Here is a 24304-nt window from a genome sequence, read left to right as displayed (position 1 = left end):
AGTCTCGTGCACCGTCACGTGTGTCCTGCGGGACCGGAACCTAAAAGGCCCACGTGGCACCGATTCAAGCCGTTGCCAGTGGGCGCCGGGACTCACAGCTCGTCCGTCAGCGACAGCTCCGCCCAGATGGTCTTCCCGTCGGGTGTGTGGCGGCTGCCCCACCGCTCGGTGAGCTGGGCGACCAGCAGCAGCCCGCGGCCCCCCTCGTCGAAGGTCCTGGCGCGCCGCAGGTGCGGGGCGGTGTGACTGGAGTCGGAGACCTCGCAGATCAGGGTCGCCGCGTCGTGGATGAGCCGCAGCCGGATGGGCTGCGAGCCGTACCGGATGGCGTTGGTGACCAGCTCGCTCACCACCAGTTCGGTGGTGAACGCGGCCTCGCTCAGATCCCAGACGTCGAGCTGCTCGCCGACCTGCTTGCGGATCGGCCCGACGAGTGCGGGGTCGGCAGGGATGTCCCACGTCGTGACACGGGAGGCGGACAGGCCCTGGGTGCGGGCCAGCAGCAGCGCGACATCGTCGGCCGCGCCGCCCGGCGGGAGCAGGGTGTGCAGGATGCGGTCGCACGTCTCGTCGAGCGAGTCCGCGTACGCGGCCAGCGCGTCGCACAGCAGCTGGTGACCGGCGTCGATGTCCCGCTCGCGGCTCTCGATCAGCCCGTCGGTGTAGAACGCGAGGACCGTGCCCTCCGGCACCTCCAGTTCCGTGGACTCGAACGGCAGCCCGCCCAGGCCCAGCGGCGGCCCGGCGGGCAGCCGCACCTGCCGGGGAGTGCCGCCCGGGGTGAGCATGACCGGCGGGGGATGCCCGGCGCGGGCCAGGGTGCAGCGTCGTGACACCGGGTCGTACACCGCGTACAGACAGGTCGCCCCGACCTCGCCCGGGCCGCCCTCGCTGCCGGCCTCGGCGGACAGCCGTACGACGAGGTCGTCGAGGTGAGTGAGGAGCTCGTCCGGGGCGAGGTCGATGTCGGCGAGCGTGCGCACGGCGGTGCGCAGCCGGCCCATGGTGGCGGAGGCCTGGATGCCGTGGCCGACCACGTCCCCGACGACCATCGCGACCCGCATCCCGGACAGCGGGATCACGTCGAACCAGTCGCCGCCCACCCCGGCCCGCGCCGCCGGGAGATAGCGCGAGGCGGCTTCGAGGGCGGCGGTGCGCGGCAGGGTCCGGGGGAGCAGACTGCGTTGCAGGGCGAGAGCGGTGTCGCGTTCGCGGGAGAACCGGCGGGCGTTGTCGATACAGACGGCGGCCCGGGCGGTCACCTCCTCGGCGAGCAGCGCGTCGTCGGCCGTGAACGGGTCGGGCCGCCGGTACCGGGTCAGGACGGCGACGCCGAGCGTCGTACCGCGTGCCGTGATCGGTACGGACATCATGGAGTGGATGCCGAACTCCTTGACCCGGTTGAGGCGGGCCTTGTCCCAGGCCAGCCGCTGTTCGAGGTCGTCGGCGGGCAGGGTGGCGATGATGGTGCGGCCTGCGAGGAGGGAGTCGGCCTGGGGTGACAAGGCGGGGTACTCCTCCAGCTGTCCCGGCTTGGCCACGGCTTCGGGGCTGCCCGGGACGATCGACCGGTGGGCGGCCCTGCGGAGGCTGAGCGGCGCGGTCAGTTCGGCCGGCCGGTGGTCGCCGCCGTGCTGCGGCGGGTCGAGCAGGTCGACGCTGACGAAGTCGGCGAGCGCCGGGACACAGACGTCCGCCAACTCCTGCGCGGTGCGGGTGACGTCGAGGGTGGTGCCGATGCGCACGCTCGCCTCGTTGACCAGCTGGAGCCGCTCCCGGGCGAGGTACTGCTCGGTGAAGTCGTGGGCCGCGAGACAAACCCCCCGCACCTGCCCCTCGGCGTCCTTGAGCGGCGCGATCCGGGCCAGCCACGCGTGCGCGTGGTCCTCGCCGCCGGTGCGCAGATAGGTCTGGACGTCCTTCGCCCGGCCGCTGGTCAGCACGTCGAGCATGTGCTGCTCAAGCTCCGCGCTGCGCTCCCGGCCCCCTATCTCGGCAATTCTGAGCCCCCGGACGCGCTCCAGCGGCAGCCCGATGACTGCGGCCATGGCGTCGTTGACGCCGTGCAGCCGCAGCCGGTCGTCGTAGACGGCCGTCGCACAGGGCGCCTGGGCCAGCGCGGCCCGCATCAGGGGCTCGTCCGCGGGCCGGGAGCCGTTCTCCAGGGGGGTTACGAGGAGCCAGTCGCCCCGGCCGCCGTCCGGGGCCGGCCGGTAGTGGGCGAGGAGCCAGGAGGACACCGTCCGGCCGTCACGGTGACGCAGCGCGAGAGTGCCGTGCCAGATCTCCTCCGCCGGCCGCCCGGGCTTCTCCGAACCGTCGACGGCCAGCAGGGAAGCGGCGGGGCGGCCCAGCATCTCGGCCGCCGACCAGCCCAGCAGCCGACGGGCGCCCTCGTTCCAGCCGGTCAGTGCGCCCCGCCCGTCGACGACGGCCCGCGCCGTGGCGGCATCGTCGAACGGGTACACCGGACTCATCGTCGCCACTCCATCGTGAACACTCACAGTGAGCAGGGGATGTCACTGGTGTTCCACACTAGTGCGTTCTGTCCCCGCATGGTCAGTAACACCCATGTCCCCGGACCGCCGCGAAGGCCGCCGCGCGGGGCGGTTTTCAGGCCGTTGTGACAGGTGAGGCCGAAGTACGTCACCGGACTCTTGACGGGCGCATGTTCCGTACCGTCAGAATCTGTTTGCTAACGATCAATTGTGAGTACTTCTGGGCCCTGATGAGGGAGAGCCGCCATGACGGTCACTCGCAGATCGGTGCTGGTCGCCGGTACGTCCGCCCCCGCGGCCGGAGCCCTGCTGGGCACCGCGGCCGACGCGCGGGCCGCCGCCGGACGGGCCGGCCGCCGAACCGTCCCGCTGCGGGACGGCTGGCGCTTCGCGCTGGTCGACCCGGGCGGGATCACCGACCCCACGGGCGCGTACGCGAACGCCCCCGACCCCGCCTACGACGACTCGGGGTGGCGGACGGTCGCCGTCCCCCACGACTGGAGCATCGAACTCACCCCGACCACAGACCACGGCACCACCAGCGGTACCGGGTTCTTCCCCGGCGGCCTGGGCTGGTACCGCCTCGCGTTCACCCTCCCGCCCGCGCTCGCCGGCAAGCGGATCTCGGTGGAGTTCGACGGCGTGTACATGGACTCGTACATCTACTGCAACGGGACGGAGGTCGGCCGTCACCCCTACGGCTACACCGGCTTCGCCCTCGACCTCACCGGCCTCCTGCACACCGACGGCACCACCGAGAACGTACTCGCGGTCATGGTGCGGAACCGGCTGCCCAGCAGCCGCTGGTACTCGGGCAGTGGCATCTACCGCGAGGCCCGCCTGGTCGTCACCGAACCGGTGCACGTGGAGCGCTGGGGTACGTACGTCACCACCCCGGAGATCACCGAGGATCGGGCCGTCGTCCGGGTGCGGACCTCCGTGGTCAACGCGTCGGGGACCGCCGCCGAGGTCGAGGTCGTCTCCCGGATCGTCGACCCCCGAGGACGTACGGTCGCCCGTACGGCCTCCAGCGTCGCCGTCACCGACCGGTCGACCGAGACCCATGAACTCACCGTCCCCGAACCGAGGTTGTGGGACATCGCGGCCCCGCACCGCTACACCCTGAAGACCGAACTGCGCGTCGGCGGCACCACCGTCGACACCCACCGCACGACCTTCGGCATCCGGAGCTTCCGCTTCGACCCGGACGAGGGCTTCCAGCTCAACGGTATCCATCACAAGATCAAGGGAGTCGACCTCCACCACGACCTGGGCGCCCTCGGGGCCGCCGTCAGCATCGACGCGATCCGCAGGCAGATGACCATCATGAAGTCGATGGGCGTCAACGCCTTCCGCACCTCCCACAACCCGCCCTCGCCGGAGATGATCCAGGTCTGCGAGGAACTGGGCATCGTGATGATGGTCGAGGCCTTCGACTGCTGGCGGACTGCCAAGACCCGTTACGACTACGGCCGGTTCTTCGAGGAGTGGTGCGAGAAGGACGCCACCGAGATGGTGCTCGCGGCCCGTAACTCGCCCGCCGTGCTGCTGTGGTCGATCGGCAACGAGATCACCGACTCCACCCGGACCGAAGGCCTCGCCATGGCCGACCGGATCATCGGAGCGATCAGGGCGGCCGACGACACCCGCCCGCTCGTCATCGGCTCAGACAAGTACCGCAACCCGCCCGCGAAGGGCTCCGCGGCCGATCTGATGCTGGCCAAGCTCGATGGTCTCGGCCTCAACTACAACACCGCGAAGTCGGTGGACACCCTGCACGTCGCCTACCCGCACCTGTTCCTCTTCGAGTCGGAGTCCTCCTCCGAGACCTCCACCCGGGCCACCTACCAGGAACCGGAACACCTCAACACCGGCGAGAACCACACGCCGGGCCGCCGCGCGGTCTCGTCGTACGACAACAACCTCGCCTCCTGGACGATGAGCGGCGAGTACGGCCTGAAGAAGGACCGGGACCGCAAGTGGTTCGCGGGTGAGTTCCTGTGGTCGGGTATCGACTACATCGGCGAGCCGACCCCGTACGACGTGTTCCCGGTGAAGGCGTCCTTCTTCGGCGCGGTCGACACGGCCGGTTTCCCCAAGGACATGTACCACCTGTTCCGCAGCCAGTGGACGAGTGAGCCCATGGTCCATCTGCTCCCGATGACCTGGAACCACGAACCGGGCGACACGGTGGAGGTCTGGGCCTACGCCAACGTCGACACGGTGGAACTGTTCCTCAACGGAAAGCCGCTGGGCACAAGGCGGTTCGACACCAAGAAGACGGTCGACGGCCGCGTCTACCTGGAGACGACGGAGGCCACCGGCGACGACAAGACGGTCACCTCCGGCCCCTGGCCCGGCAGTTACACCAGCCCGAACGGCAGCGCGGGCAAGCTCCATCTGACCTGGCATGTGCCGTACGAACCGGGCGAGTTGAAAGCGGTGGCCCGGCGGGGCGGCCGGGTCGTCGCGACGGACGTCCTTCGGACGGCGGGCCCGGCCCACGCGATACGCCTCACCGCGGACCGCAAGTCTCTGGCGGCCGACGGCCGTTCACTGTGTTTCGTGACCGCCGACGTGGTCGACGCCCGGGGCGTGGTCGTGCCCGAAGCCGAGCACCTGCTCGCCTTCGAGGTCGACGGCGGCTCCCTGGCCGGTCTCGACAACGGGCGCGAGGAAAGCGCTGAGCGCTACCAGGCGAGCACCCGAACCGCCTTCCACGGCAAGGCACTTGCCATGGTCCGGGCGGGAACGGCGGCCGGACGGCTGAAGGTCACGGCCCGTTCGGCGGGACTGCGCACGGGCACGGTCGCGGTCCGTACGACGCCCGCGCGCGACGAGGCGCCGACCCCGGCCGAGCTCTTCGCACCCGACCCGGGTCCGGGAACCCCCACCTACCTTTCGGCGGACGCCAGTTACTCCGGCCGCCCGGACACCCTGCCCGCCGCGATGCTCGACGGGGCGCCGGGCACCGGCTGGTCCAACGCGTTCTACAAGTCACCGACCGCGCTGCTGCCCGCGTTCAGCGGGGCCCGCGCCGAGGACTGGGTCTCGGTCGACTGGGGACGGACCCGCGACCTCACCCGCGTCGAGGTCGCCTTCACGGTGGACGCGACACACAGCCTGCCCGCGTCGGTCGAGGTGTCGGTGCGGGTCGGTGACCGGTACGTGCGGGTGCCGGACGCGACCGTCCAGTGGGCCGACGCCTCCGACGCGCCCACGGCGATCACCTTCGCGGCGGTACGGGGCAGCGCGCTGCGGCTGGACCTGACGAGCCGCTACCCGGGGGAGGCGCGGGGCGCGGTACGCATCAGCCGTCTGGACGCACCGGCAGGCTGATTTTCGCCCCCGCCGCCCCTACCCGTCCCGTCCCTGGGGGCTGTGCCCCCGGACCCCCGCTTTCGGCCCTGAAGGGGCCTAGTCCTCAAACGCCGGACGGGCTGAAAGATCAAGCCCCGGCCGGCATCATCCAGCCCCTCCGGCGTTTGAGGAGCGGGGTCTGGGGCGGAGCCCCAGAAGGATGGGACGGGTAGGGGCGGCGGGGGCGAAAACGCCGTACGTGAACCCAGTCGCGTCCGGATCGTTGACGAGACATCGCGCCTCGCACAGCATGGGCGACGTCCGCATCTGGGAGCGCTCCCACGGCAAGCGCCGCTCTTCCGGCACCCGCGCCCCCACCCTCACCCGAGGAGCTCCAGACGTGAAACGACGCAGAACCACCCTGCTCTCGGTGACCGCCCTCCTTGCGGCGGCACTCACCGCACTCCCCGCCGGCCCGGCCGGCGCCGAGGAGATCGAACAGGTCAAGAACGGCACCTTCGACACCACCACCGCCCCTTGGTGGACGACCAGCAACGTCACCGCAGGCCTCTCCGACGGAGGCCTCTGCGCGGACGTACCCGGCGGCACCGCCAACCGCTGGGACGCCGCCGTGGGACAGAACGACATCACCCTCGTCAAGGGCGAGTCGTACCGCTTCACCTTCAAGGCGCTGGGCACGCCCACCGGACACGTCGTCCGGGCGATCGTCGGCCTGTCGGTGTCCCCGTACGACACCTACTTCGAGGTCAGCCCGCAGCTGAGCGTGTCGGGCGACGCCTACACCTACACGTTCACCGCATCCGCCGACACGGCCCAGGGCCAGGTCGGTTTCCAGCTCGGCGGCAGCGCCGACCCCTTCCGGTTCTGCATGGACGACGTGTCGCTGGTGGGCGGGGTGCCGCCCGAGGTGTATGTGCCCGACACGGGACCCCGGGTGCGGGTCAACCAGGTCGCCTATCTGCCCGCGGGCCCGAAGAACGCCACGCTGGTCACCGACGCCACGCAGCCCCTGTCCTGGCAGCTGAAGAAGGCCGACGGGAAGACAGTGGCCCACGGCAGGACCGTACCGCGCGGCATCGACGCCTCCTCCGGGCAGAACGTCCACTCGATCGACTTCGGCTCCTACCGCAAGCGCGGCACCGGCCTCACGCTGGTCGCCGACGGCGAGACGAGCCGTCCCTTCGACATCGACGCGAGCGCCTACGAACGGCTCCGGCGGGACTCGCTGAAGTACTACTACTCGCAGCGCAGCGGCATCGCGATCCGCGACGATCTGCGCCCGGGCTACGCCCGTCCCGCCGGACACGTCGACGTGGCGCCCAACCAGGGCGACTCCAAGGTGCCGTGCCAGCCGGGCGTGTGCGACTACACCCTCGACGTCACCGGCGGCTGGTACGACGCCGGCGATCACGGCAAGTACGTAGTCAACGGCGGTATCTCCACGTGGGAGCTGCTGAGCACCTACGAGCGCGCCCTGCACGCCCGTACGGGGCAACGAGGCGCGCTCGGTGACGGCACGCTCGCCATCCCGGAGAGCGGCAACAAGGTGCCCGACGTCCTGGACGAGGCCCGCTGGGAGCTGGACTTCCTGCTGAAGATGCAGGTGCCGGCCAAGCAGCCGCTGGCCGGCATGGCGCACCACAAGATCCACGACGAGCAGTGGACCGGGCTGCCGCTGCTGCCGAGCGACGACCCGCAGAAGCGTCAACTGCACCCGCCGACCACCGAGGCCACCCTGAACCTGGCGGCCACGGCGGCGCAGGCGGCCCGGCTGTACCGGCCCTACGACCGCGCGTTCGCCACGCGCGCCCTCGCGGTGGCGCGCAAGGCCTGGACGGCCGCCCTGGCCCACCCCGACCTCCACGCCGATCCGAACGACGCGACCGGTGGCGGTGCCTACAACGACACCGACGCGCGGGACGAGTTCTACTGGGCCGCCGCCGAGCTGTACCTCACCACCGGTGAGAAGGCGTTCGAGCGGCACATCCTGAACTCGCCGGTCCACAAGGCCGACATCTTCGTCCCCCTCGGCTTCGACTGGGCCAGGACCGCCGCCGCCGGCCGGCTCGACCTGGCGACCGTGCCGAACCGGTTGCCCGGCCGGGACAAGGTCCGCCAGTCCGTGATCAAGGGCGCCGACCGATATCTGACCACGCTGGCGGCACAGCCGTACGGCATGCCCTACGCCCCGGACGCCAACGTGTACGACTGGGGCTCCAACGCCCAGGTCCTCAACAACGCCGTGGTCGTCGCCACCGCGTACGACATCAGCGGCGCCTCTAAGTACCGGGACGGCGCGGTCCAGAGCATGGACTACCTCTTCGGCCGCAACGCGCTGAACATGTCGTACGTGACGGGTTACGGCGAGGTCAACTCGCATCAGCAGCACAGCCGCTGGTACGCCCGGCAGCTCGACCCGAGCCTGCCGAGCCCGCCGGACGGCACGCTCGCCGGAGGCCCCAACTCCAGCATTCAGGACCCCTACGCGCAGAGCAAACTCCAGGGCTGCACAGGCCAGTTCTGCTACATCGACGACATCCAGTCCTGGTCGACGAACGAGCACACGGTCAACTGGAACGCGGCCCTGGCCCGGATGGCGTCCTTCGTGGCCGACCAGGGATAGCCGGACGGCTGGGCCCTGATTCGCCCCCTCGGTACCACTGCCTTACCCGGCTGACCTGGTGGTATTTACGGGTAAGTACCGGCGCGGTACCGTGGGGGCATGCCAGCTCTCAACGTGGAGTTCAGTGACCGCGAGCTAGAGGACCTGCGGCAGATAGCCAAGGAGCGCGGTACGTCCATGAAGGCCCTCGTACGTGAGGCGGCGGCTGCCGACATCGCCCGCCACCGCGCCCTGCAGGAGGGCGCGGAGGAGTTCCGGCGGTTCTTCGCGGCCCACGCCGACGAGTTCGCCGCCGCGTTCCCCGAGGACGAACCGGTCGCGCCGGGGCGTCAGGGACGGGTCGCCTGACCGATGGCTCCCGTCATCCACATCGACGTGCCCTGGCTGCTCCAGCGCCACGAAGAGGTCCTGCCGGACCAGCCCACGGTCAACGACTTCTCCGCCCTGGTGGCCGCGGTGGCCCGGCACCGGGTCGATCCGCCGCGCCTCGGCGTGGACTCCGACCCGGCCTGGCGTGCCGCCGCACTGCTGCACACCCTCGCGTTGCTCAAGCCGCTGCCGTCGGCCAACGCCCGCTTCGCCTGTGCCACCGCCGTTGCGTACATGTTCGTCAGCGATGTCGGCATCGATCCGCCCTATGGCGCCCTCGTCGACCTCGCCCGCGACCTGATCTCGGGCAAGGTCGACGTCTACAGCGCGGCCGACCGGCTGCGCTCCTGGCAGATCTGAACCGATCCGGGCAGATCGGCCCGGTTGTCGAGCCGGGCCCGCCCTCGGGGCCGCCGACCGAGGGCGGGAAGAACGGGGTCGGCGGCCGTTTCGCGCGGGAGAGCCGCCTTTCCACGCGGGGCCTTCGAGGAGGGCCGGTTCCAGTGGACTGCACCGGCGCACGCGCCGGGAGCGTGCGCGGCACACCGGCGCGTGCGCGCGGTTCACACGGGGCACGGGCACGGAGCGCGGGGAAAATACCGAAAGCCGGTGCGAGTGTCGGAAGTTTCTCCTGTTGCTGACTTTCCTTCTATGAATGGATGTTGCCCAAGTGCCTTGTTGGCCGTGACCGACTTGTGCAATGGTGAACTACCTGTACAGGGGGAGTGGCCGGACTCAATTCGTCGGTGGTGATTCGGCGGCGGTCCAGCGCCACGGTCGGGGCGGGGGACGCAGCCGGGCGCCTCTGTGAGTTACCCGCGCGTGGGAAGGAACCGCTCAGTGCCCCACCCCCACCCCCCTCGTCCGTCGTACCCTCCGCACTCCGGTGGGGTTCCGGGGGAATCGGACGAGAGTCTCGCGGCCCAGCTCAGAAACAGACCGGAGGGCGAGACGGGCGTGCCCGTCGCCCTGCTGACCGCGCGGCACTGGCAGGCGACCCACGAGTACGCGGTCATCTGCCTCGCCACCTCTGCCCGGACCGCCTCCATGGTCACCACCGCCGCCTTCCACCAGGTCCTGGAGCGGGTGATGCGGGCCGAGTCGGCCGTCGCGTTGCGCCCGAGGTTCCTTGTGGCCGTGCGCGACATCGTCAGGGAGTGGTCGGCCGACGACCGCATATCCGAGGTGCTGCCCGACCTGACGAAACCGGCGGGCGGTCGCGGTATGCGCGCGGCGAAGGCCATGACGGCGGAAAACCGAAAGCTCGCTGAACGTTCGTTCCAGGCTCTTCCCGGACTCGCCCAGTGTCTGCTGTGGCACACCGAGGTGGAGGCCGAGCCGATGAATGTCCCCGCCGTCCTTCTTGGCATGGACACGAATATGGCGGCGGCGTCGCTCGAACAGGCCCGCGAACAATTCCGTGAGGGTTGTGTACGCGCCCACCGGGAACTCGCGCCGTCCAAGGAATGCCGGTTCTACAACCGTCTCCTCGACATCCCCATCCGGCGCGGCGGCGCTCTGCTGCCCGATGTCCAGCAGCACCTGTCGGTGTGCAACTACTGCCGGCACGCCGCCGAGCAGCTGAGCCACTTCGAGGGCGGCCTGGGCACGTTGCTCGCCGAGGCGGTGCTCGGCTGGGGCGCCCGGCGCTATCTCGACTCGCGCCCGGGGCGTAGTCAGAGCGGCACGCGGCTGCGCGGCCATGCCCGGCACCGTGGCAGTGGCAGTGGCAGTGGCGGCGGCGGTGAGGGTGCCGGTGGCCGGGGGGTCGGCCTGGGACGCCATCGTCTGCTGTCACGGATTCCCTCGCCGCGCCACCCGCTCGCGGGCGGGACCGGGAAAAGGAGAACCCTGCTCACCAGTGTGGGTCTTGCCTCGACAGTCGTCCTCGCGGTCGTGCTGGGCAGCGGGCTGTGGCCGAAGGACGGCAGTGGCGCCGACCCGGCCGCCTCCTCCAGCGCGACCGCCGGACGCGGCACGGCGCCCGGCGCCACGCCGACCTCGCCCGCGGTGTCCTCCTCGCCGCCCGCGGCGGGCAACAACCCGACCTCCATCCGGCAGACCCGGCTGCGCAACGTCACCGCCGACCAGTGCCTCGACATCCGGGGCGGCCGGGCCACGGCCGGCGCCGTCACCAGGCTCGCGTCCTGCTCGACCGCGTGGACCCAGCTGTGGACGTACGAGGACGACGGTCAGTTGCGCAGTGTCGCCAACCCCGAGCTGTGCCTCGACTCGCACGCCGACGCCGGTGTCGTCATCCTCGGCCGCTGTGCCGCCGAGTCCGCCGAGCGCGGCAATGACGTCCGCTACGACCTCACCGTGCGGGGCGAGCTGCTGCCACGCTGGGAGGAGGGCCTCGCCGTCGCCACCGCCTCCGCCGACCCCGGCGCGGACGTGGTCGTCAAGGTCCGGGACGGCTCCGCAGGCCAGCGCTGGCTGGCCGACAAGGTCACCGCCAGCCCCGAGTCCCTGTCGATAGGCGGCTCACTGGGCAAGGCTGCCCAGGTCGACGCGGACCCGAGGTAGCGGCGGTGTCTCCCGCCCACCCGACTGACGCCCTCGGCGCGTCCGGCGTCAATCGGGGGTCTGGGGGCGGCAGCTCTCAGTGGGGGTCCCCCTCTGGGGGAGGGACGGGTAAGGGTGTCGGGGGCGGAACGCTCGGTCAGGTGCGGGTCGCCGACCGGTGCAGGATGGCGGCCAGTTCGCGTGGGCGGGAGAACATCGGCCAGTGTCCGGTGTCCAGCTCGACCAGATCCCATCGGTCGCTCCTGAGCAGCTCGACCACGTCCTCGGACGGCTCCGGGTCGTCGAGCAGACACTTGACGTAGGTCGCGGGAAGGTCACCCATCGAGCCCGTGAGGACGGCCGGCTCGGTGAGGGTGGCCCCGGGGTGGGGTGTCGAGCCGCTCACGATCCGCGCGATCTGCTCGTCGGTGAGCCCCTGGCCCGCGAAGTGGTCCGGCCCCGGGGTCGGCCAGAAGCCGTCGTTCGCGGCGATCGACGCCTCCGCCCCGGCACTGTCCCAGCCCCACAGGAACGACCTTCCGTGGGCCGGGACACTCGCGTCGACGAACACCACCCGGCCCAGCCGCTCACCGATCCGCTCGGCGGCCTGCCCGACGGGTATCCCCGCGTAACTGTGACCGACGAGCACGACGTCCCGCAGATCGAGACGCTCGACCTCCTCGACGACGTCCCGCACATGCGTCTGCTGCCCGGCCGGCTTGCCCCGCCGCTCCGCCACCCCCGACAACGTCAGCGGGTGCACCCCGTGCCCGGCGGCGCGCAGCTCGACCGCCACCTCGTCCCATGCCCAGGCACCCAGCCGCACACCCGCGACCAACACGAATTCGCTCATGGGGCACAACCTAACGCGGTGGCCCGGGAGCCCCGTACGGCGCCGAATCGGAATGTTTCAGGCCGATTAAAAAGGCAGGTGGATCCAGCCACTCCGTCGCCTCAGGTGATCAACGGCCGCTCAGTTACGGGCTTCACGCGTTCGAATCACGTAACTTCACGCCACTGATTCAATACGCAAGGTTACTGAAACGCATGGGGTCGAGATGAGTTTCGGCGCCGGACTCGGCAGACTCACGCTCGCCGATCCGGCCCGACCGGCTGGGATCGAGTACCCATGCGGACCGTTGGACCTTCGATTCGCATCTACGAACTGAGCGGAAGGATGCACACAATGCCGAACACCGCGCGCTGGGCAGCGACTCTGACCCTGACGGCCACCGCCGTCTGCGCCCCTCTCGCCGGCCCCGCCGTCGCCGCCCCGGGCTCCGCCCCCTCCGGGCTCTACGCACCCTCGGCCCTGGTGCTCACCATGGGCCACGGTGACACCGCGGCCGCAGTCACCCCCGAGCGTGCCGTCACCCTGACCTGTGCCCCGACGGCCTCGGGCACGCACCCGGCGGCGTCCGAGGCCTGCGCCGAACTCCGGGCTGCCGGAGGGGACTTCGACCTGCTGGCGGCGAAGGGCGACGTGAAGTGCACCAAGCAGTACGACCCCGTGGTCGTCACCGTCGAGGGCGTGTGGCGGGGCCAGCGGGTCGCCTATGAGCGGACTTTCGCGAACGAGTGCGTGAAGAACACCTACGGGGCAGCCGTCTTCACGTTCTAGGGACCGGGGTCGCGCGCTTCCGTGAGCAACGCAGGATGCACGCGGATGGGGAGTGCGAACCCCTGTGTCGCGGAATGCCGCACGATCTCGTAGCGGGGCCGGTCGGTGGTGTGGGGCCACCGACCGGCCCATCGGCATGTGTACGCGAGGGCGGAAACGGTTCCCTCACTCCGGCTTCGGCTCCGGCTCCGGGATGTGGGCGAGGGGCGGGAATCGGTGCAGCAGGCGTGCGGCGCGCAGCAGACGGTGGAGGCGGGGTGTGTCGGAGACCAGGCGCAGCCGCCCGCCGCGCTCGCGGGCCCGGGTGTCGGCGCGGCACAGTTCGCGCAGGCCGGAGCAGTCGAAGAAACCGACGTGCCGGAGGTCCACCAGGACGTCGGGGCCGGGGCGTGAGGTCGCGGCGTCCAGGTGCTCGGCGAGGAGACCCGCGGTCGCCAGATCGATCTCGCCGGAGACCTCGACCACGGTGAACGGCCCGTTCGGGTACGTACGGGCATACGGGTTGGCCGTCGGCGGCAGGGCTCCGGACGAGTCCGAGGCCGTGCGCTCGGGCGGCCCGGGGGTGCGGTCGTCGGCTTCCGGCGTCATGGCTGCTCCACCTCGGCGGGGGCGCATTCGATCTCGGTAGCTTCCCCGGCTGAGTCCGGACCATCCCTGACACGCCGCTCGCAAGATCTAGTTCACTCGACAGGGTGAATTGCGGCCATACCCATTGACATTCCATGCATCGTGCACTTACCCCGGGGGTGTCGCGACAGCCGGAGGGGCCGCCGTCTCCCTACGGACGGCGGCCCCTCGGCCTTGGTGACCCGGGTCGATCACATGTGGACGACCGGTGCGGCGTTCTCGTCCTGGACCGGGACGCCGGGGCGGTACAGCAGGAAGGTGATCAGGGCGCCGGCGGCGAAGAAGCCCGCCGACCACCAGAAGGCGGTGGTGTAGCTCTCGATCGTCGACTGGGCCTGGACCAGCTTGTCTGCCGCGTTCCGGCCGGACAGGTAGTTGGTCGCGGCGCTCGCGGCGAGCGTGCTCAGCAGCGCCGTGCCGATCGAACCGCCCACCTGCTGCATGGTGTTGACCGTCGCGGAGGCAACTCCCGCGTCCTCGGCGCCGATCCCGCTGGTGGCCAGCTGCATCGCGGGCGGCATGATGGCGCCCATTCCCGCGCCGATCACCAGCAGCTGTGGGAGCACGGCGGTGCTGAAGGACGAATCGACGTCGATTCCGGTCAGCCAGACCATGCCGGCCGCGCCGAGGGCGAAGCCCGCCGGGATGATGATCTTCGGCCCGAAGCGGGGCACGAGCATTGTGGTGGACACCTGGGCCGCCACCATCAGGGCCGCCATCATCGGCATGAAGGCCAGGCCGGTCTTGGTCGGGCTGAAGCCGAGGTTCAGCTGCAGGTAGTAGGTGAGGAAGAGGAAGACGCCGAACATCGCGGCGCCGGAGATGAGCACCGTGAGGAACGAGGCCGCACGGTCGCGGTCCAGCAGGACGCGCATCGGCAGCAGCGGGTGCTTCGCGCGGGTCTGCCACCGGGTGAACGCCGCGAGGAGCAGTACGCCCGCGGCCAGGAAGCCCCAGGTCTGCGGCGAGCTCCAGTCGTGCGACTCGGCATTGGAGAAGCCGTAGACGACGGAGAAGAGGCCGGCGGAGACCAGTAGTGTGCCCGGGACGTCGATCTTGGAGTTGGCGGCGTCACGGTGGTTGCTCAGCAGCATCCAGCCGCCCACGAAGGCCACCACGGCGAAGATCAGGTTCACGTACAGCGTCCAGCGCCAGTCGAGCGCGTCGGTCAGCAGACCGCCGAGCAGCAGGCCCACCGCGCCGCCGGCCCCGGCGATCGCGCCGTACACGCTGAACGCGCGGGCTTTTTCGCGCGCGTCGCTGAAGGTCGTGTTGAGGAGCGAGAGCGCGGCGGGCGCGAGCAGTGCGCCGAAGACACCCTGGAGTGCCCGGGCGACGACCAGCATCTCGAAGCCGTTCGCGGCGCCGCCGAGGACGGAGGCACCGGCGAATCCGGCGACACCGATGAGGAAGGCGGGCTTGCGGCCGAACAGGTCGGCGATCCGGCCGCCGAGCAGCAGCAGGGAGGCGAAGGCCAGCGCGTACGCGGTGACGACCCACTGCCGGCTGCCGTCGGAGAAGCCGAGGTCGGCCTGTGCGGAGGGGAGCGCGATGTTCACGATGGTGGCGTCGAGGACGACCATCAGCTGCGCGATACCGATGATCGCGAGGATCCACCACCGCTTCGGGTTCGGCGCGGCGGATCCCTTGTCCGTGTCGTGCCCGACGCCCTTCGGGGCGCCTTGGGTAAGGGACTGTGGCATCTGAGCACACTCCAGGGAAGGTCGCTCGTGAGCGGAGCGACGAGTGGTGACGGAAAGCGAGGAAGACCAGAGGTTACGAGTATGTAAACGAAACGGTTTCGTACTCTCGGCCTTTTGAGATTAGACCATTTTCATCGAAACGGCAAAGTATCGAAACGGCAAAGTATCGATACGGGAAAGTATCGTTAGGGGGATGTCTGTCGCCCCGCCGGTGTTCCGGAGGGCCTGCTCCGCCTACGCCAGCTGCCGTCGCACCAGTTCGTGCAGCCGTCCGCCCGTGTCCGCCAGCAGCTGGGCCGGGGGCCCTTGCTGGGCCACCTTGCCGTCCTCCATCACGATCACCCGGTCCGCGTCCAGCACCGTGGACAGACGGTGGGCGATCACGATGCGGGTGGCGTTCAGCGCGCGGGTGCTCTCGATGACCGTGCGCTGGGTCTCGTTGTCCAGGGCGCTGGTCGCCTCGTCGAAGAAGAGGATGCGCGGCCTGCGGATCAGTGCCTGCGCGATCATCAGCCGCTGTCGCTGGCCGCCCGAGATCGCGCCGCTGCCCTGGACGATGGTGTGCAGGCCCATCGGCATCCGCTTGATGTCCTCGGCGAGGCCCGCCATCCCGGCGGCGGCCATCGCCTCCTCCGGCGTGTACGGCTCGGTGCCGCAGATGACGTCCAGGATCGAACCCGTCATCGGCTGGGCATGCTGGAGGACGACACCGCACTGGCGGCGTACGGCCGACTGGTCGAGCGCGCCCAGGTCCTGGCCGTCGTACAGCACACTGCCCGAGACCGGCTTGTCGAAGCCGATCAGCAGGCGCAGCAGCGTCGACTTGCCGCAGCCGCTGGGGCCGACGACCGCCACGAACTCGCCCGCCCGGACCTGGAAGGACACGTCGTCCAGGACGAGTGGGCCGTCGTCCGTATAACGGAAGGAGAGCCGGCGGGCCTCGATCGCGCCGGTCAGCACACCCGGCCGGGTGCTCGCGACACGTACCTCCGGGGTCGCCTCCAGTACCGGCTTGATCTCCTCGTACAGCGGGAGCGCGGCCACGCCGGAGACGAAGGCGCCGGTCAGCTGGGTGACCGAGGTCAGCAGCATCGTCACCGAGGTGTTGAAGGTGAGGAAGGCCGCCGCTGACATCTCTCCGCGCGCCGGACCCGCGAGCAGCATGAACATGAGCAGGGTGCAGACCGGCAGGTACACCGCGCCCAGCACGGTCGTGAGGTTCCTGATGCGGCCGACCTTCTGCTGCAACTCACGGCTGCGCGCGAACTCGCCCGCCCAGGCCGCGTACGCGTAGTTCTCGGCCGCCGCGACCCGCAGCTTGGGCAGGCCGCGCAGGGTCTGGAAGGCCTGGTTGTTCAGCTTGTTGGAGAGCGTGATCAGCCGCCGCTGCCAGCGCACCTGCCACAGCCCGAGCCCCAGGAACACGGTGGCGATCACCACCAGCATGCCGACCGCCGCCAGCGCCATCGGCACGCTGTACCAGAGGAGCAGGCCCAGATTCATCGCCGCGACCGTGACCGACTGCGTGACGACCGGAGCAACTCCCGCCAGCAGCTTGCGAATCGCGCTGATACCCATCGCCGCACTGGCCAGCTCACCGGTCGAGCGCTCGGTGAAGAACTTGGTCGGCAGTCGCAACAGCCGGTCCCAGACGGCCGGTTGGAGAGTCGCCTCGATCCGGCCCTCCATCCGGAGCAGGGTGAGGTTCTGCATGAGTGTGAAGGCCGCCGCCACCACGCTGCTGATCATCACGGCCAGACAGAACTGGACGATCAGCGTGGTCTGCGCCCTCGGCACGAACTCGCCGAGCACCCTGCCGGTGGCGACAGGCACCAGCGCGCCGATGGCGATCGTCACGAGGCTGCTCAGCAGCAGGTTCACCACATCGCCCCGGCTGCCGCCCATGCTGAACCGGAGCAGTCGCAGCGGGCTCATTCCGCGTTCGGGCAGCGGGCGGTAGAACATCACCGCCCGCTCCTCGAACTCTGCGGCGTTCGCCTTCTCCACCGGTGTCTCGCGTCCCGACGACGGCTGCAGGGCCACATAGCCGCCGCGTCGCCACAGCAGCGCGACCGGTGAGCCCGACAGAGTGCGGTGACCGATCAGCGGGCCGACGTTGTCATGCCACCAGCGGCCGTCGAGCCGGACAGCCCTGGTGCGGACGCGGGAGGCGAGCGCGATCCGTTCGACCGGGTCGAGCCGGTCGCTCTCGGTGCCGCTCCGCGCGGGCTCGGCGAGTGTGATCCCGGCTGCCTCGGCGACGAGCTCGCAGGCCGCGTACGTGGCATCGGCGTCGGCGGCGGTCGTGCGCTTCGCCGAGGGCCTGCCGATCGAGGCCAGCAGCGTCCGGTCGGCCTGGGCACGGACGGCCTCGCCCGCCTTGATACCGGCCGCCGTACGGGTCTCGTGGCCGCGTTCCAGCTGCTCGATCCACCGGTCGAGGGTCGCGAGCAGCCGGTGCTGCTGGTCGACCATGCCCTGCCAGACCCCGGGGTCCATCAGCAGATCGGCGGCGGCCTCCGCGCCGTACAGCGATCCGTACCGCACGCTGCCCGGCGGGACCTGCATCCAGAACACATCGTCGTCGGTCGGCGCGGCGGCCCGCTCGGAGGCCATCGGTGCCTGGAAGAGGACGGACAGGCCTCGTCCGACGCCCAGGGCGAGGGCGTACTCCAGCGGGCTGGTCGCCGGGGGCACGTACTGGGCGTTGCCGTACTCGTCGTACGACCAGGTCTCCGTGCCCGGCGACCGGTACAGCTCGCGCAGGCCGATGCGGTGCACCACGCAGTCGCGCACCGGGCGGGCGACCAGGGTGTGTTCCGGGCCGGTGACCGGGCCGAGCAGCAGGGCGCCCGCCTCCAGCCGGCCGATGTGGTGCCACTGGCCCTGCTCCACGGCGTCGACCGCGTACAGGTCGAGCGCGCCGGACGCGACCAGCCACAGCACCTGCGGACCTTCGAGGTCGAGGCGGCCCTGCCCGGACAGGTCGAAACGCGTCCCCATCTGCCCGAGCGCGGCAAGGACGACATCGGCATCGCCTTGGTGGACGGCTCTCATCTCATCGCTCCCTGATCAGCTCGGCGTACGCGCCACCGGCCGCCACCAGGGCGTCGTGCCGCCCGCGTTCCACGATCGTGCCGTGCTGGAGTACGACGATCTCGTCGCTGTCGCGCACGGTGGAGAGCCGGTGGGCGATCACCACGCAGGCGCAGCCGCGCTTGCGCAGGTTGTCGATCACGGTCTGCTCGGTCTCCGCGTCCAGCGCGCTGGTCACCTCGTCGAGGACGAGAATGCTGGGGTCGCGCACCAACGCCCGCGCGATCTCCAGACGTTGGCGCTGTCCGCCGGAGAAGTTCCGCCCGTCCTGCTCGACCCGGCTGTGGATACCGCCCGGCCGACGCGTGATGACGTCGTACAGCGCCGCGTCCTCAAGGGCCGCCACCACCGACTCGTCCGGGATCGACGGGTCCCACAGTGCCACGTTGTCACGCACACTGCCCTCGAAGAGGAACACGTCCTGGTCGACGAAGGAGACCGAGGCCGCCAGCGCGCCGCGCGGAATGTCCTCCAGGCGCTGCCCGTCGATCCGGATGACGCCCTCCCAGGGCGCGTACAGGCCCGAAATCAGCCTGGAGACAGTCGACTTGCCGCTGCCGGAGCCACCCACCAGCGCCACCTGCTGACCCGGACCGACGGTCAGGTCGAAGCCGGAGAGCAGGGGTTTGTCGAGGGGGCTGTAGCCGAAGGTGATGTTCTGGAGTTCTACGTGGCCATGCAGGCGGCGCGTCGAATCGCCGCCCCCGCCCGGGCGGGCGTACAGGGGGTCTGCCTGGAAGTTCTCGACGTCCTTGAGCCGGGCCACGTCCGCCGCGAAGTCCTGGATGCGGCCCGCCACCCCGTTGAGCCGGGTCAGGGGTGCGGTGAACCGCACGACCAGGGCCTGGAAGGCCACCAGCAGGCCCACGGACATATGGCCCTCGACGGCCCGCATCCCGCCGATCCACAGGATCAGCGCGCTGTTCAGCGTCGCCAGCGTCGGCGCGACCACCCCCAGCCAGGCGCTCGGCACGCCGAGTCGCTGCTGTTCCTCCAGCGTGGTCGCGTGCTGCCCGGCCCACTTGCGGAAGTAGCCCTCCTCGCCGCCGGTCGCCTTCATCGTCTCGATCAACTGGAGCCCGGAGTAAGCGGTGTTGGTCAACCGGGCGTTGTCCGCGCGCAGTTTCGCGGTACGGGTCGCGCGCAGCCGGATCACCACCCGCATGGCCACGATGTTGAGCAGCGCCACGCCGATCCCGACGGCGGTGAGTTGCGGGTCGTACGTGTACAGGAGCACGGCGTACAGCACCACGACGATCGCGTCGACGCCCGCCGCCGCGAGGTCGCGGGCCAGTGTCTCGGACACCGCGTCGTTCGACTGGAGGCGCTGGACCAGGTCGGCAGGGCTGCGCTGCGAGAAGAAGGTGACCGGGAGACGCAGCAGATGGCGCAGGAAGCGGGCGCTGCTCAGGGTCGAGGAGATGATGCGGCCGTGCAGGAGGTTCGCCTGTTGCAGCCAGGTCAGTACGAGCGTCAGCGCCACGCACGCGCCCATCGACGCGAACAGCACCTCCAGCATCGAGGTCTGCCCGCCGATCAGGAACGTGTCGATGTAGGTGCGGCTGAGCGCGGGCATCGCGGCGCCCACCGCCACCAGCAGCAGACTCGCCAGGATCGCGGCGGGCATCGTGCCCGAAGTGCCGCGCAGCCGGGCAGGCATGGCACCCAGGACGCCCGGCTTGCGCCCGCCCCGCACGAAGTCGGGGCCCGGCTCCATGACGAGGACGACACCGGTGAAACTGGAGTCGAAGTCCTCCATCGGCACGAACCGGCGCCCCTTGCCGGGGTCGTTGACGTACACCCCGCGCCTGCCGAGGCGGCGACCCATGCCGTCGAGGACTACGTAGTGGTTGAACTCCCAGAACAGGATCGCGGGCGCGTTCACCTCGGCGAGCGCTGCCGTGTCCATCTGCATGCCCTTGGCCGTCAGCCCGTAACTCCGGGCCGCCTTCAGGAGGTTGCTGGCGCGCGAGCCGTCCCGCGAGACACCGCAGGCGATGCGCAGCTCCTCCAGGGGGATGTGCCGTCCGTAGTGGGCGAGGACCATGGCGAGCGAGGCCGCGCCGCACTCGACGGCCTCCATCTGGAGAACCGTCGGCGTGCGCACGGACTTGCCGCTGCCCTTCGGAACCGTGCGGCGGGGCGGGGCCGAGCGGCGCCTGGTCCGGGAGTTCGGTGAGGCACTCACGGCAGCAGCCAATCGACGGGACGCTGGTCCGCCAGCCGGATCGAGCCCGAGGCCAGGGTCATGGAGGTGAGCGCGAACGGCGGCCCCTCGGCAGAGGACCACTTGTAACCGCTCTTCGTCGCCGACGACTTGTCCAGTCTCACCAGCACGGCGACAGGGCGGCCCTTCCTGGTGAACTGCTCGCCCAGCTGGCTGTCACCGAGGAACGCGCCGATCTGCTGCTCGGTCTGGGCGGCCCGGTCCACCGACCGCACATGGCCGCGCAGCACCCCGTACTGCTGGGTGGGCGCGGTCTGCACGGTCAGGTCGACGGCTGCGTTCGCGGGAATCGTGGCTGCGCTCTCGGCCGCGACGTAAAGCGTCGCGTACAGCGGGTCGCTCGCGCGGGTGACCTTCTCGATGGCCGCGATGTTCGTGCCCGTACCGACGATCTGGCCGATCGTGGCGGCGAGCGCGGTGAGCCGGCCCGCGGCGACCGAGCGGACGACCGACTCCCCGGAGGCCGTACGGACCTTCAGCACAGGGGAGTTGGCGGGCAGCCGGGCCCCTTCCTCTGCGAGGACCGCGGTGATCTGTCCGGAGACGGGGCTCTGCAGGACGTAACTGCCCTCCCCGTGCGTGAGGATGGCGGGCGCGCTGACCGTGGACGAGACGGACCCCGTGACCGCCCACACCGACGCGGCGGCCATGACCACGACCGTGACGGAAAGGACCAGCCAGCCCTGGGGACGCGCGAAACGCACCGGAAGGTCCAGCTCCTCGGCCGACTGGAGCTTGGCGAGGGCCTGTTGGCGGAACTGCACGGGACTTTCCCTCACCTGCGAGCGGATGAATACCGGCGGTGAGCCGGCTGGTCCGAGCGCACCGGACTTCACCGGCCCGAGGCAGACGAACCGCATGGCCGGCGGAGCGCCCAGGCACCCGAGAGTCCCGGAACCGGGAAGCGGTTCCGGGACTCAGCGGCGCAAGGCGTCGATCAGAGACCGGCGACCAGGCCGGTGACCGCACCGGTGTTCAGGCCGGTGAGGCCCTCGACCGTGCCGGTGACCGTGCCGACCAGCGGAAGCACGCCGGGGGCAGCGCTGTCCACCAGGTTCGTGACGGTGCCGACGGCGTTCAGGGACAGACCGCCGGAGACGGCGTCGAGGGCGGCGTCCGACAGCTCGGCGGTCTCAACCTGGGGGGTGGAGTTCATGATGGAACTTCCCTTCATATGGGGATTTCACAAGGGGGAGAGCGGCCCTCTCTGGTGGGGCAGACGACGGCCGCGACCGCAGGGCGACCCAGGCTCGTTTCCGGAACCTCGGCAGGCCCTGCGATGCGATGGATCAAAGCACGCCCCCGCAGCGCGCTTCCAATCAACCGACCGCCTCACCAGGGCAATTGAGACCCCGAGCCCCACACGGTGAGGGTGCGCGCACGCCTTGGCGGCGACTTCTTCACATGCCGCACGGCTTCGGTGCACTTCGACTCTTGCGGTCGGGCGGGAGCGTCGGTCACCGGTACACGGCGGAACCGAACATTCCGCCACCAAAGGCGTGGTGTGTGACGAGCGGATGTGCGGAACCGTCGTATGCGGTGACCTGGCTGCGTATTCGCTGTGCAGATTCCCTGAAGCCGGGATTCGCAACGGATTGACCGACACAACGCCATGAGTCGATTACAGAAAGTGCCTTTCTGTGCATGTCCTGTGCGTGAAGTCGATTCGCGAGCAGGCGCACCGTGCTTGCGCGGGCCGCAGGGGTCGCCTCGATCGGGACATCGGATCCGGTCACCCGGCACGGGAATTTCGTGGACCGCAGGCCCGTCGCCAAGGGGGCGAAGGCTCTCCGTGCAGCCGACGCCGGGATCACGCCCGAGGGTGCCGGCGGCAGCCGTCGACGTCTGCCCCGCCACTGTGTCGACCAGGGAATTCGCGGCGCTGTGCGGTGCTCGCGCGGTTCCTCGGCCGACGGGCCGGGGCCGGGCGCCCGGGGTGCGAAGTCGGGGAAAAGGATCTTGTCCGCTTCGGTGGGCGTCATCGTCATATGTGCCGTTGTTCCCGGCAGTCGTCGGTCAGGCCATGGCAATGGCCGATTCGCTGTTTCGCAAAGGGAGTTGGCAAATAATTTGAACGCCCCGAGCAACCCGCCCGTACCTACAGCCATCCAGGCGCCCCAGTCGGTCGCCGATGAACGATCGGCGGCTAAGACCCCGCCCCGCAGGAGGTCAGAAGTTGAGTCACAAGCGAGTTCCGAAGCGTAAGGCCGCGATAGCGGTGGGCAGTGTCGCGGCGATCGGAGCGGCGGCACTGCTGCTGCCCAACGCCATGGCGTCCCAGACCGACGCTGCGGACGGCGCGGCTCCGAAGACCCTGAAGGCGACGGATGCCTCGGACCTGGCCTCGCGGCTGCAGCAGTTGCTCGGGGATGCCTTCGCGGGCTCCTACTACGAAGCCGACAAGCAGCAGCTGATCGTCAACGTGGTCGAAGGCGTCAACAACAACGTCGTCATCCAGGCCAAGAAGGCCGGCGCCGCTGTCCGTGAGGTGGACAACAGCATCGCCGAGCTGAAGGCCGGCGCGCAGACGCTGAAGACCAAGGCGACGATCCCGGGCACCGCCTGGGCCCTCGACCCCCGCACCAACAAGATCCAGGTCACCGCGGACAGCACGGTCACGGGCGCCAACTGGAACACGATCGAGTCGACCGTCAAGAGCCTCGGCTCGGGCATGGCGACCATCAAGAAGACCGAGGGCGCCTTCAAGACGTTCGTGGAGGGTGGCGACGCCATCTTCGCCGGCGGCGCCCGCTGCTCCCTCGGCTTCAACGTGGTGACCGGAGACGGCACGCCCGGCTTCCTGACCGCCGGTCACTGCGGTGTGGCCGCGGCCGAGTGGTCGGACTCGGAGACCGGCGAACCCATCGCCACCGTCGAGGCGGCCACCTTCCCCGGCGACGGTGACTTCGCACTCGTGAAGTACAACGACCCGGCGACCGTGGCGGCCAGCACGGTCGACGTCGGCAACGGCCAGACCGTCGACATCCTCCAGGCCGCCGAGGCCGCGGTCGGCCAGCAGGTCTTCCGCATGGGCTCCACGACGGGCCTCAACGACGGCGAGGTCACCGGCCTCGACGCCACCGTGAACTACCCCGAGGGCACGGTCACCGGCCTCATCCAGACCAACGTCTGCGCCGAGCCCGGCGACAGCGGCGGCTCGCTGTTCACTCAGGACGGCGGCGCGGTCGGCCTCACCTCCGGCGGCAGCGGCGACTGCACGGTCGGCGGCGAGACCTTCTTCCAGCCGGTCACCACGGCCCTGGCGGCCGTGGGTGCGACCCTCGGCGCGGCCGACGCGGGCGCGGGCGCCGGTGAAGAGGCCGGTGCCGGTGAGGAAGCCGGTGCCGGTGCAGCGGCTGGCGCGGGCGAAGAGGTCGGCGCCGGCGATGAGGCCGGTGCGGGCGAGGAAGCCGGTGCTGGTGCAGCGGCCGGTGCGGGTGAGGAAGCCGGTGCGGGCGAAGAGGCCGGTGCTGGTGCAGCGGCCGGTGCGGGTGAGGAAGCCGGTGCTGGTGAAGAGGCCGGACTCGGTGAAGAGGTCGGCGGCGACGAGCTCGGCGGCGTCGACGACCAGACCGGCAACGGCGCGGACGACGGAACCGGCCTGGAGAACAACGACAACCACTGACCGGCGACACCGGAAACACCAGTAGTCCCGGCCGCCACTGACACGGTCCGGCCCTCCGGCGGGAGGGCCGGACCGTTCCGCGTGCGCGG

At 70.3% G+C, this 24304-nt stretch carries 15 protein-coding genes; 7 read left to right on the top strand and 8 right to left on the bottom strand.

Annotated elements, in window-relative coordinates:
- Positions 1-92 precede the first annotated feature (92 nt).
- Positions 93-2477 (bottom strand): SpoIIE family protein phosphatase, encoded by a 2385-nt coding sequence (locus G3I56_RS27870; protein ID WP_164413611.1) that lies wholly within the window; start codon positions 2475-2477, stop codon positions 93-95.
- Between the two features lie 267 nt (positions 2478-2744).
- Between G3I56_RS27870 and G3I56_RS27865 the strand changes: the two genes are divergently transcribed.
- From G3I56_RS27865 to G3I56_RS27845, 5 genes are all read left to right on the top strand, one after another.
- A complete protein-coding gene (locus G3I56_RS27865) occupies positions 2745-5837 on the top strand; it encodes a glycoside hydrolase family 2 TIM barrel-domain containing protein (RefSeq protein WP_164413609.1) in 3093 nt (1030 codons plus the stop codon).
- 361 nt (positions 5838-6198) lie between these two features.
- Positions 6199-8442 (top strand): glycoside hydrolase family 9 protein, encoded by a 2244-nt coding sequence (locus tag G3I56_RS27860; RefSeq protein ID WP_164413607.1) that lies wholly within the window; start codon positions 6199-6201, stop codon positions 8440-8442.
- A gap of 99 nt (positions 8443-8541) precedes the next feature.
- Complete coding sequence (locus tag G3I56_RS27855) at positions 8542-8790, top strand: hypothetical protein (protein ID WP_164413605.1); 249 nt, start codon at positions 8542-8544, stop codon at positions 8788-8790.
- 3 nt (positions 8791-8793) lie between these two features.
- Positions 8794-9171, top strand: coding sequence for a toxin Doc (locus G3I56_RS27850; protein ID WP_164413603.1), 378 nt, complete (start codon positions 8794-8796; stop codon positions 9169-9171).
- A 480-nt stretch (positions 9172-9651) separates the two neighbouring features.
- Positions 9652-11337, top strand: a complete 1686-nt coding sequence (locus G3I56_RS27845; RefSeq protein WP_164413601.1) for an RICIN domain-containing protein — start codon at positions 9652-9654, stop codon at positions 11335-11337.
- Positions 11338-11473: 136 nt separating this feature from the next.
- Here G3I56_RS27845 and G3I56_RS27840 read toward each other — a convergent pair whose 3' ends face one another.
- A complete protein-coding gene (locus G3I56_RS27840; protein WP_164413599.1) occupies positions 11474-12169 on the bottom strand; it encodes an alpha/beta fold hydrolase in 696 nt (231 codons plus the stop codon).
- Positions 12170-12502: 333 nt separating this feature from the next.
- On the opposite strand from G3I56_RS27840, the gene G3I56_RS27835 reads away from it, so the two are divergent.
- Positions 12503-12937, top strand: a complete 435-nt coding sequence (locus G3I56_RS27835; RefSeq protein WP_164413597.1) for a protease inhibitor — start codon at positions 12503-12505, stop codon at positions 12935-12937.
- Positions 12938-13102: 165 nt separating this feature from the next.
- On the opposite strand, the gene G3I56_RS27830 is transcribed toward G3I56_RS27835, so the two are convergent.
- The 6 genes from G3I56_RS27830 to G3I56_RS27805 all read right to left on the bottom strand — a co-directional run bounded on the left by G3I56_RS27830 (position 13103) and on the right by G3I56_RS27805 (position 21746).
- A complete protein-coding gene (locus G3I56_RS27830) occupies positions 13103-13525 on the bottom strand; it encodes an STAS domain-containing protein (protein ID WP_164413595.1) in 423 nt (140 codons plus the stop codon).
- A gap of 230 nt (positions 13526-13755) precedes the next feature.
- Positions 13756-15267 (bottom strand): MFS transporter, encoded by a 1512-nt coding sequence (locus G3I56_RS27825; RefSeq protein ID WP_164413593.1) that lies wholly within the window; start codon positions 15265-15267, stop codon positions 13756-13758.
- Between the two features lie 234 nt (positions 15268-15501).
- Positions 15502-18324 (bottom strand): NHLP bacteriocin export ABC transporter permease/ATPase subunit, encoded by a 2823-nt coding sequence (locus tag G3I56_RS27820; RefSeq protein ID WP_164413591.1) that lies wholly within the window; start codon positions 18322-18324, stop codon positions 15502-15504.
- Position 18325: 1 nt separating this feature from the next.
- Positions 18326-20551 (bottom strand): NHLP family bacteriocin export ABC transporter peptidase/permease/ATPase subunit, encoded by a 2226-nt coding sequence (locus G3I56_RS27815; RefSeq protein WP_164413589.1) that lies wholly within the window; start codon positions 20549-20551, stop codon positions 18326-18328.
- On the bottom strand, positions 20548-21354 hold the full coding sequence (locus G3I56_RS27810; RefSeq protein WP_164413587.1) for an HlyD family efflux transporter periplasmic adaptor subunit: 807 nt from the start codon (positions 21352-21354) through the stop codon (positions 20548-20550). Before G3I56_RS27810 ends, G3I56_RS27815 begins: the two co-directional genes overlap by 4 nt.
- Before the next feature lie 173 nt (positions 21355-21527).
- Positions 21528-21746: a type A2 lantipeptide gene (locus G3I56_RS27805; RefSeq protein WP_164413585.1), complete on the bottom strand. Its 219-nt coding sequence runs from the start codon at positions 21744-21746 to the stop codon at positions 21528-21530.
- Positions 21747-22766: 1020 nt separating this feature from the next.
- On the opposite strand from G3I56_RS27805, the gene G3I56_RS27800 reads away from it, so the two are divergent.
- Positions 22767-24215, top strand: a complete 1449-nt coding sequence (locus G3I56_RS27800) for a S1 family peptidase (RefSeq protein ID WP_203690823.1) — start codon at positions 22767-22769, stop codon at positions 24213-24215.
- The last annotated feature ends 89 nt before the right edge of the window (positions 24216-24304 follow it).

Source organism: Streptomyces sp. SID12488 (assembly GCF_010548275.1).
GTDB lineage: Bacteria > Actinomycetota > Actinomycetes > Streptomycetales > Streptomycetaceae > Streptomyces.
This window is presented reverse-complemented; position numbering and strand designations above follow the sequence as displayed.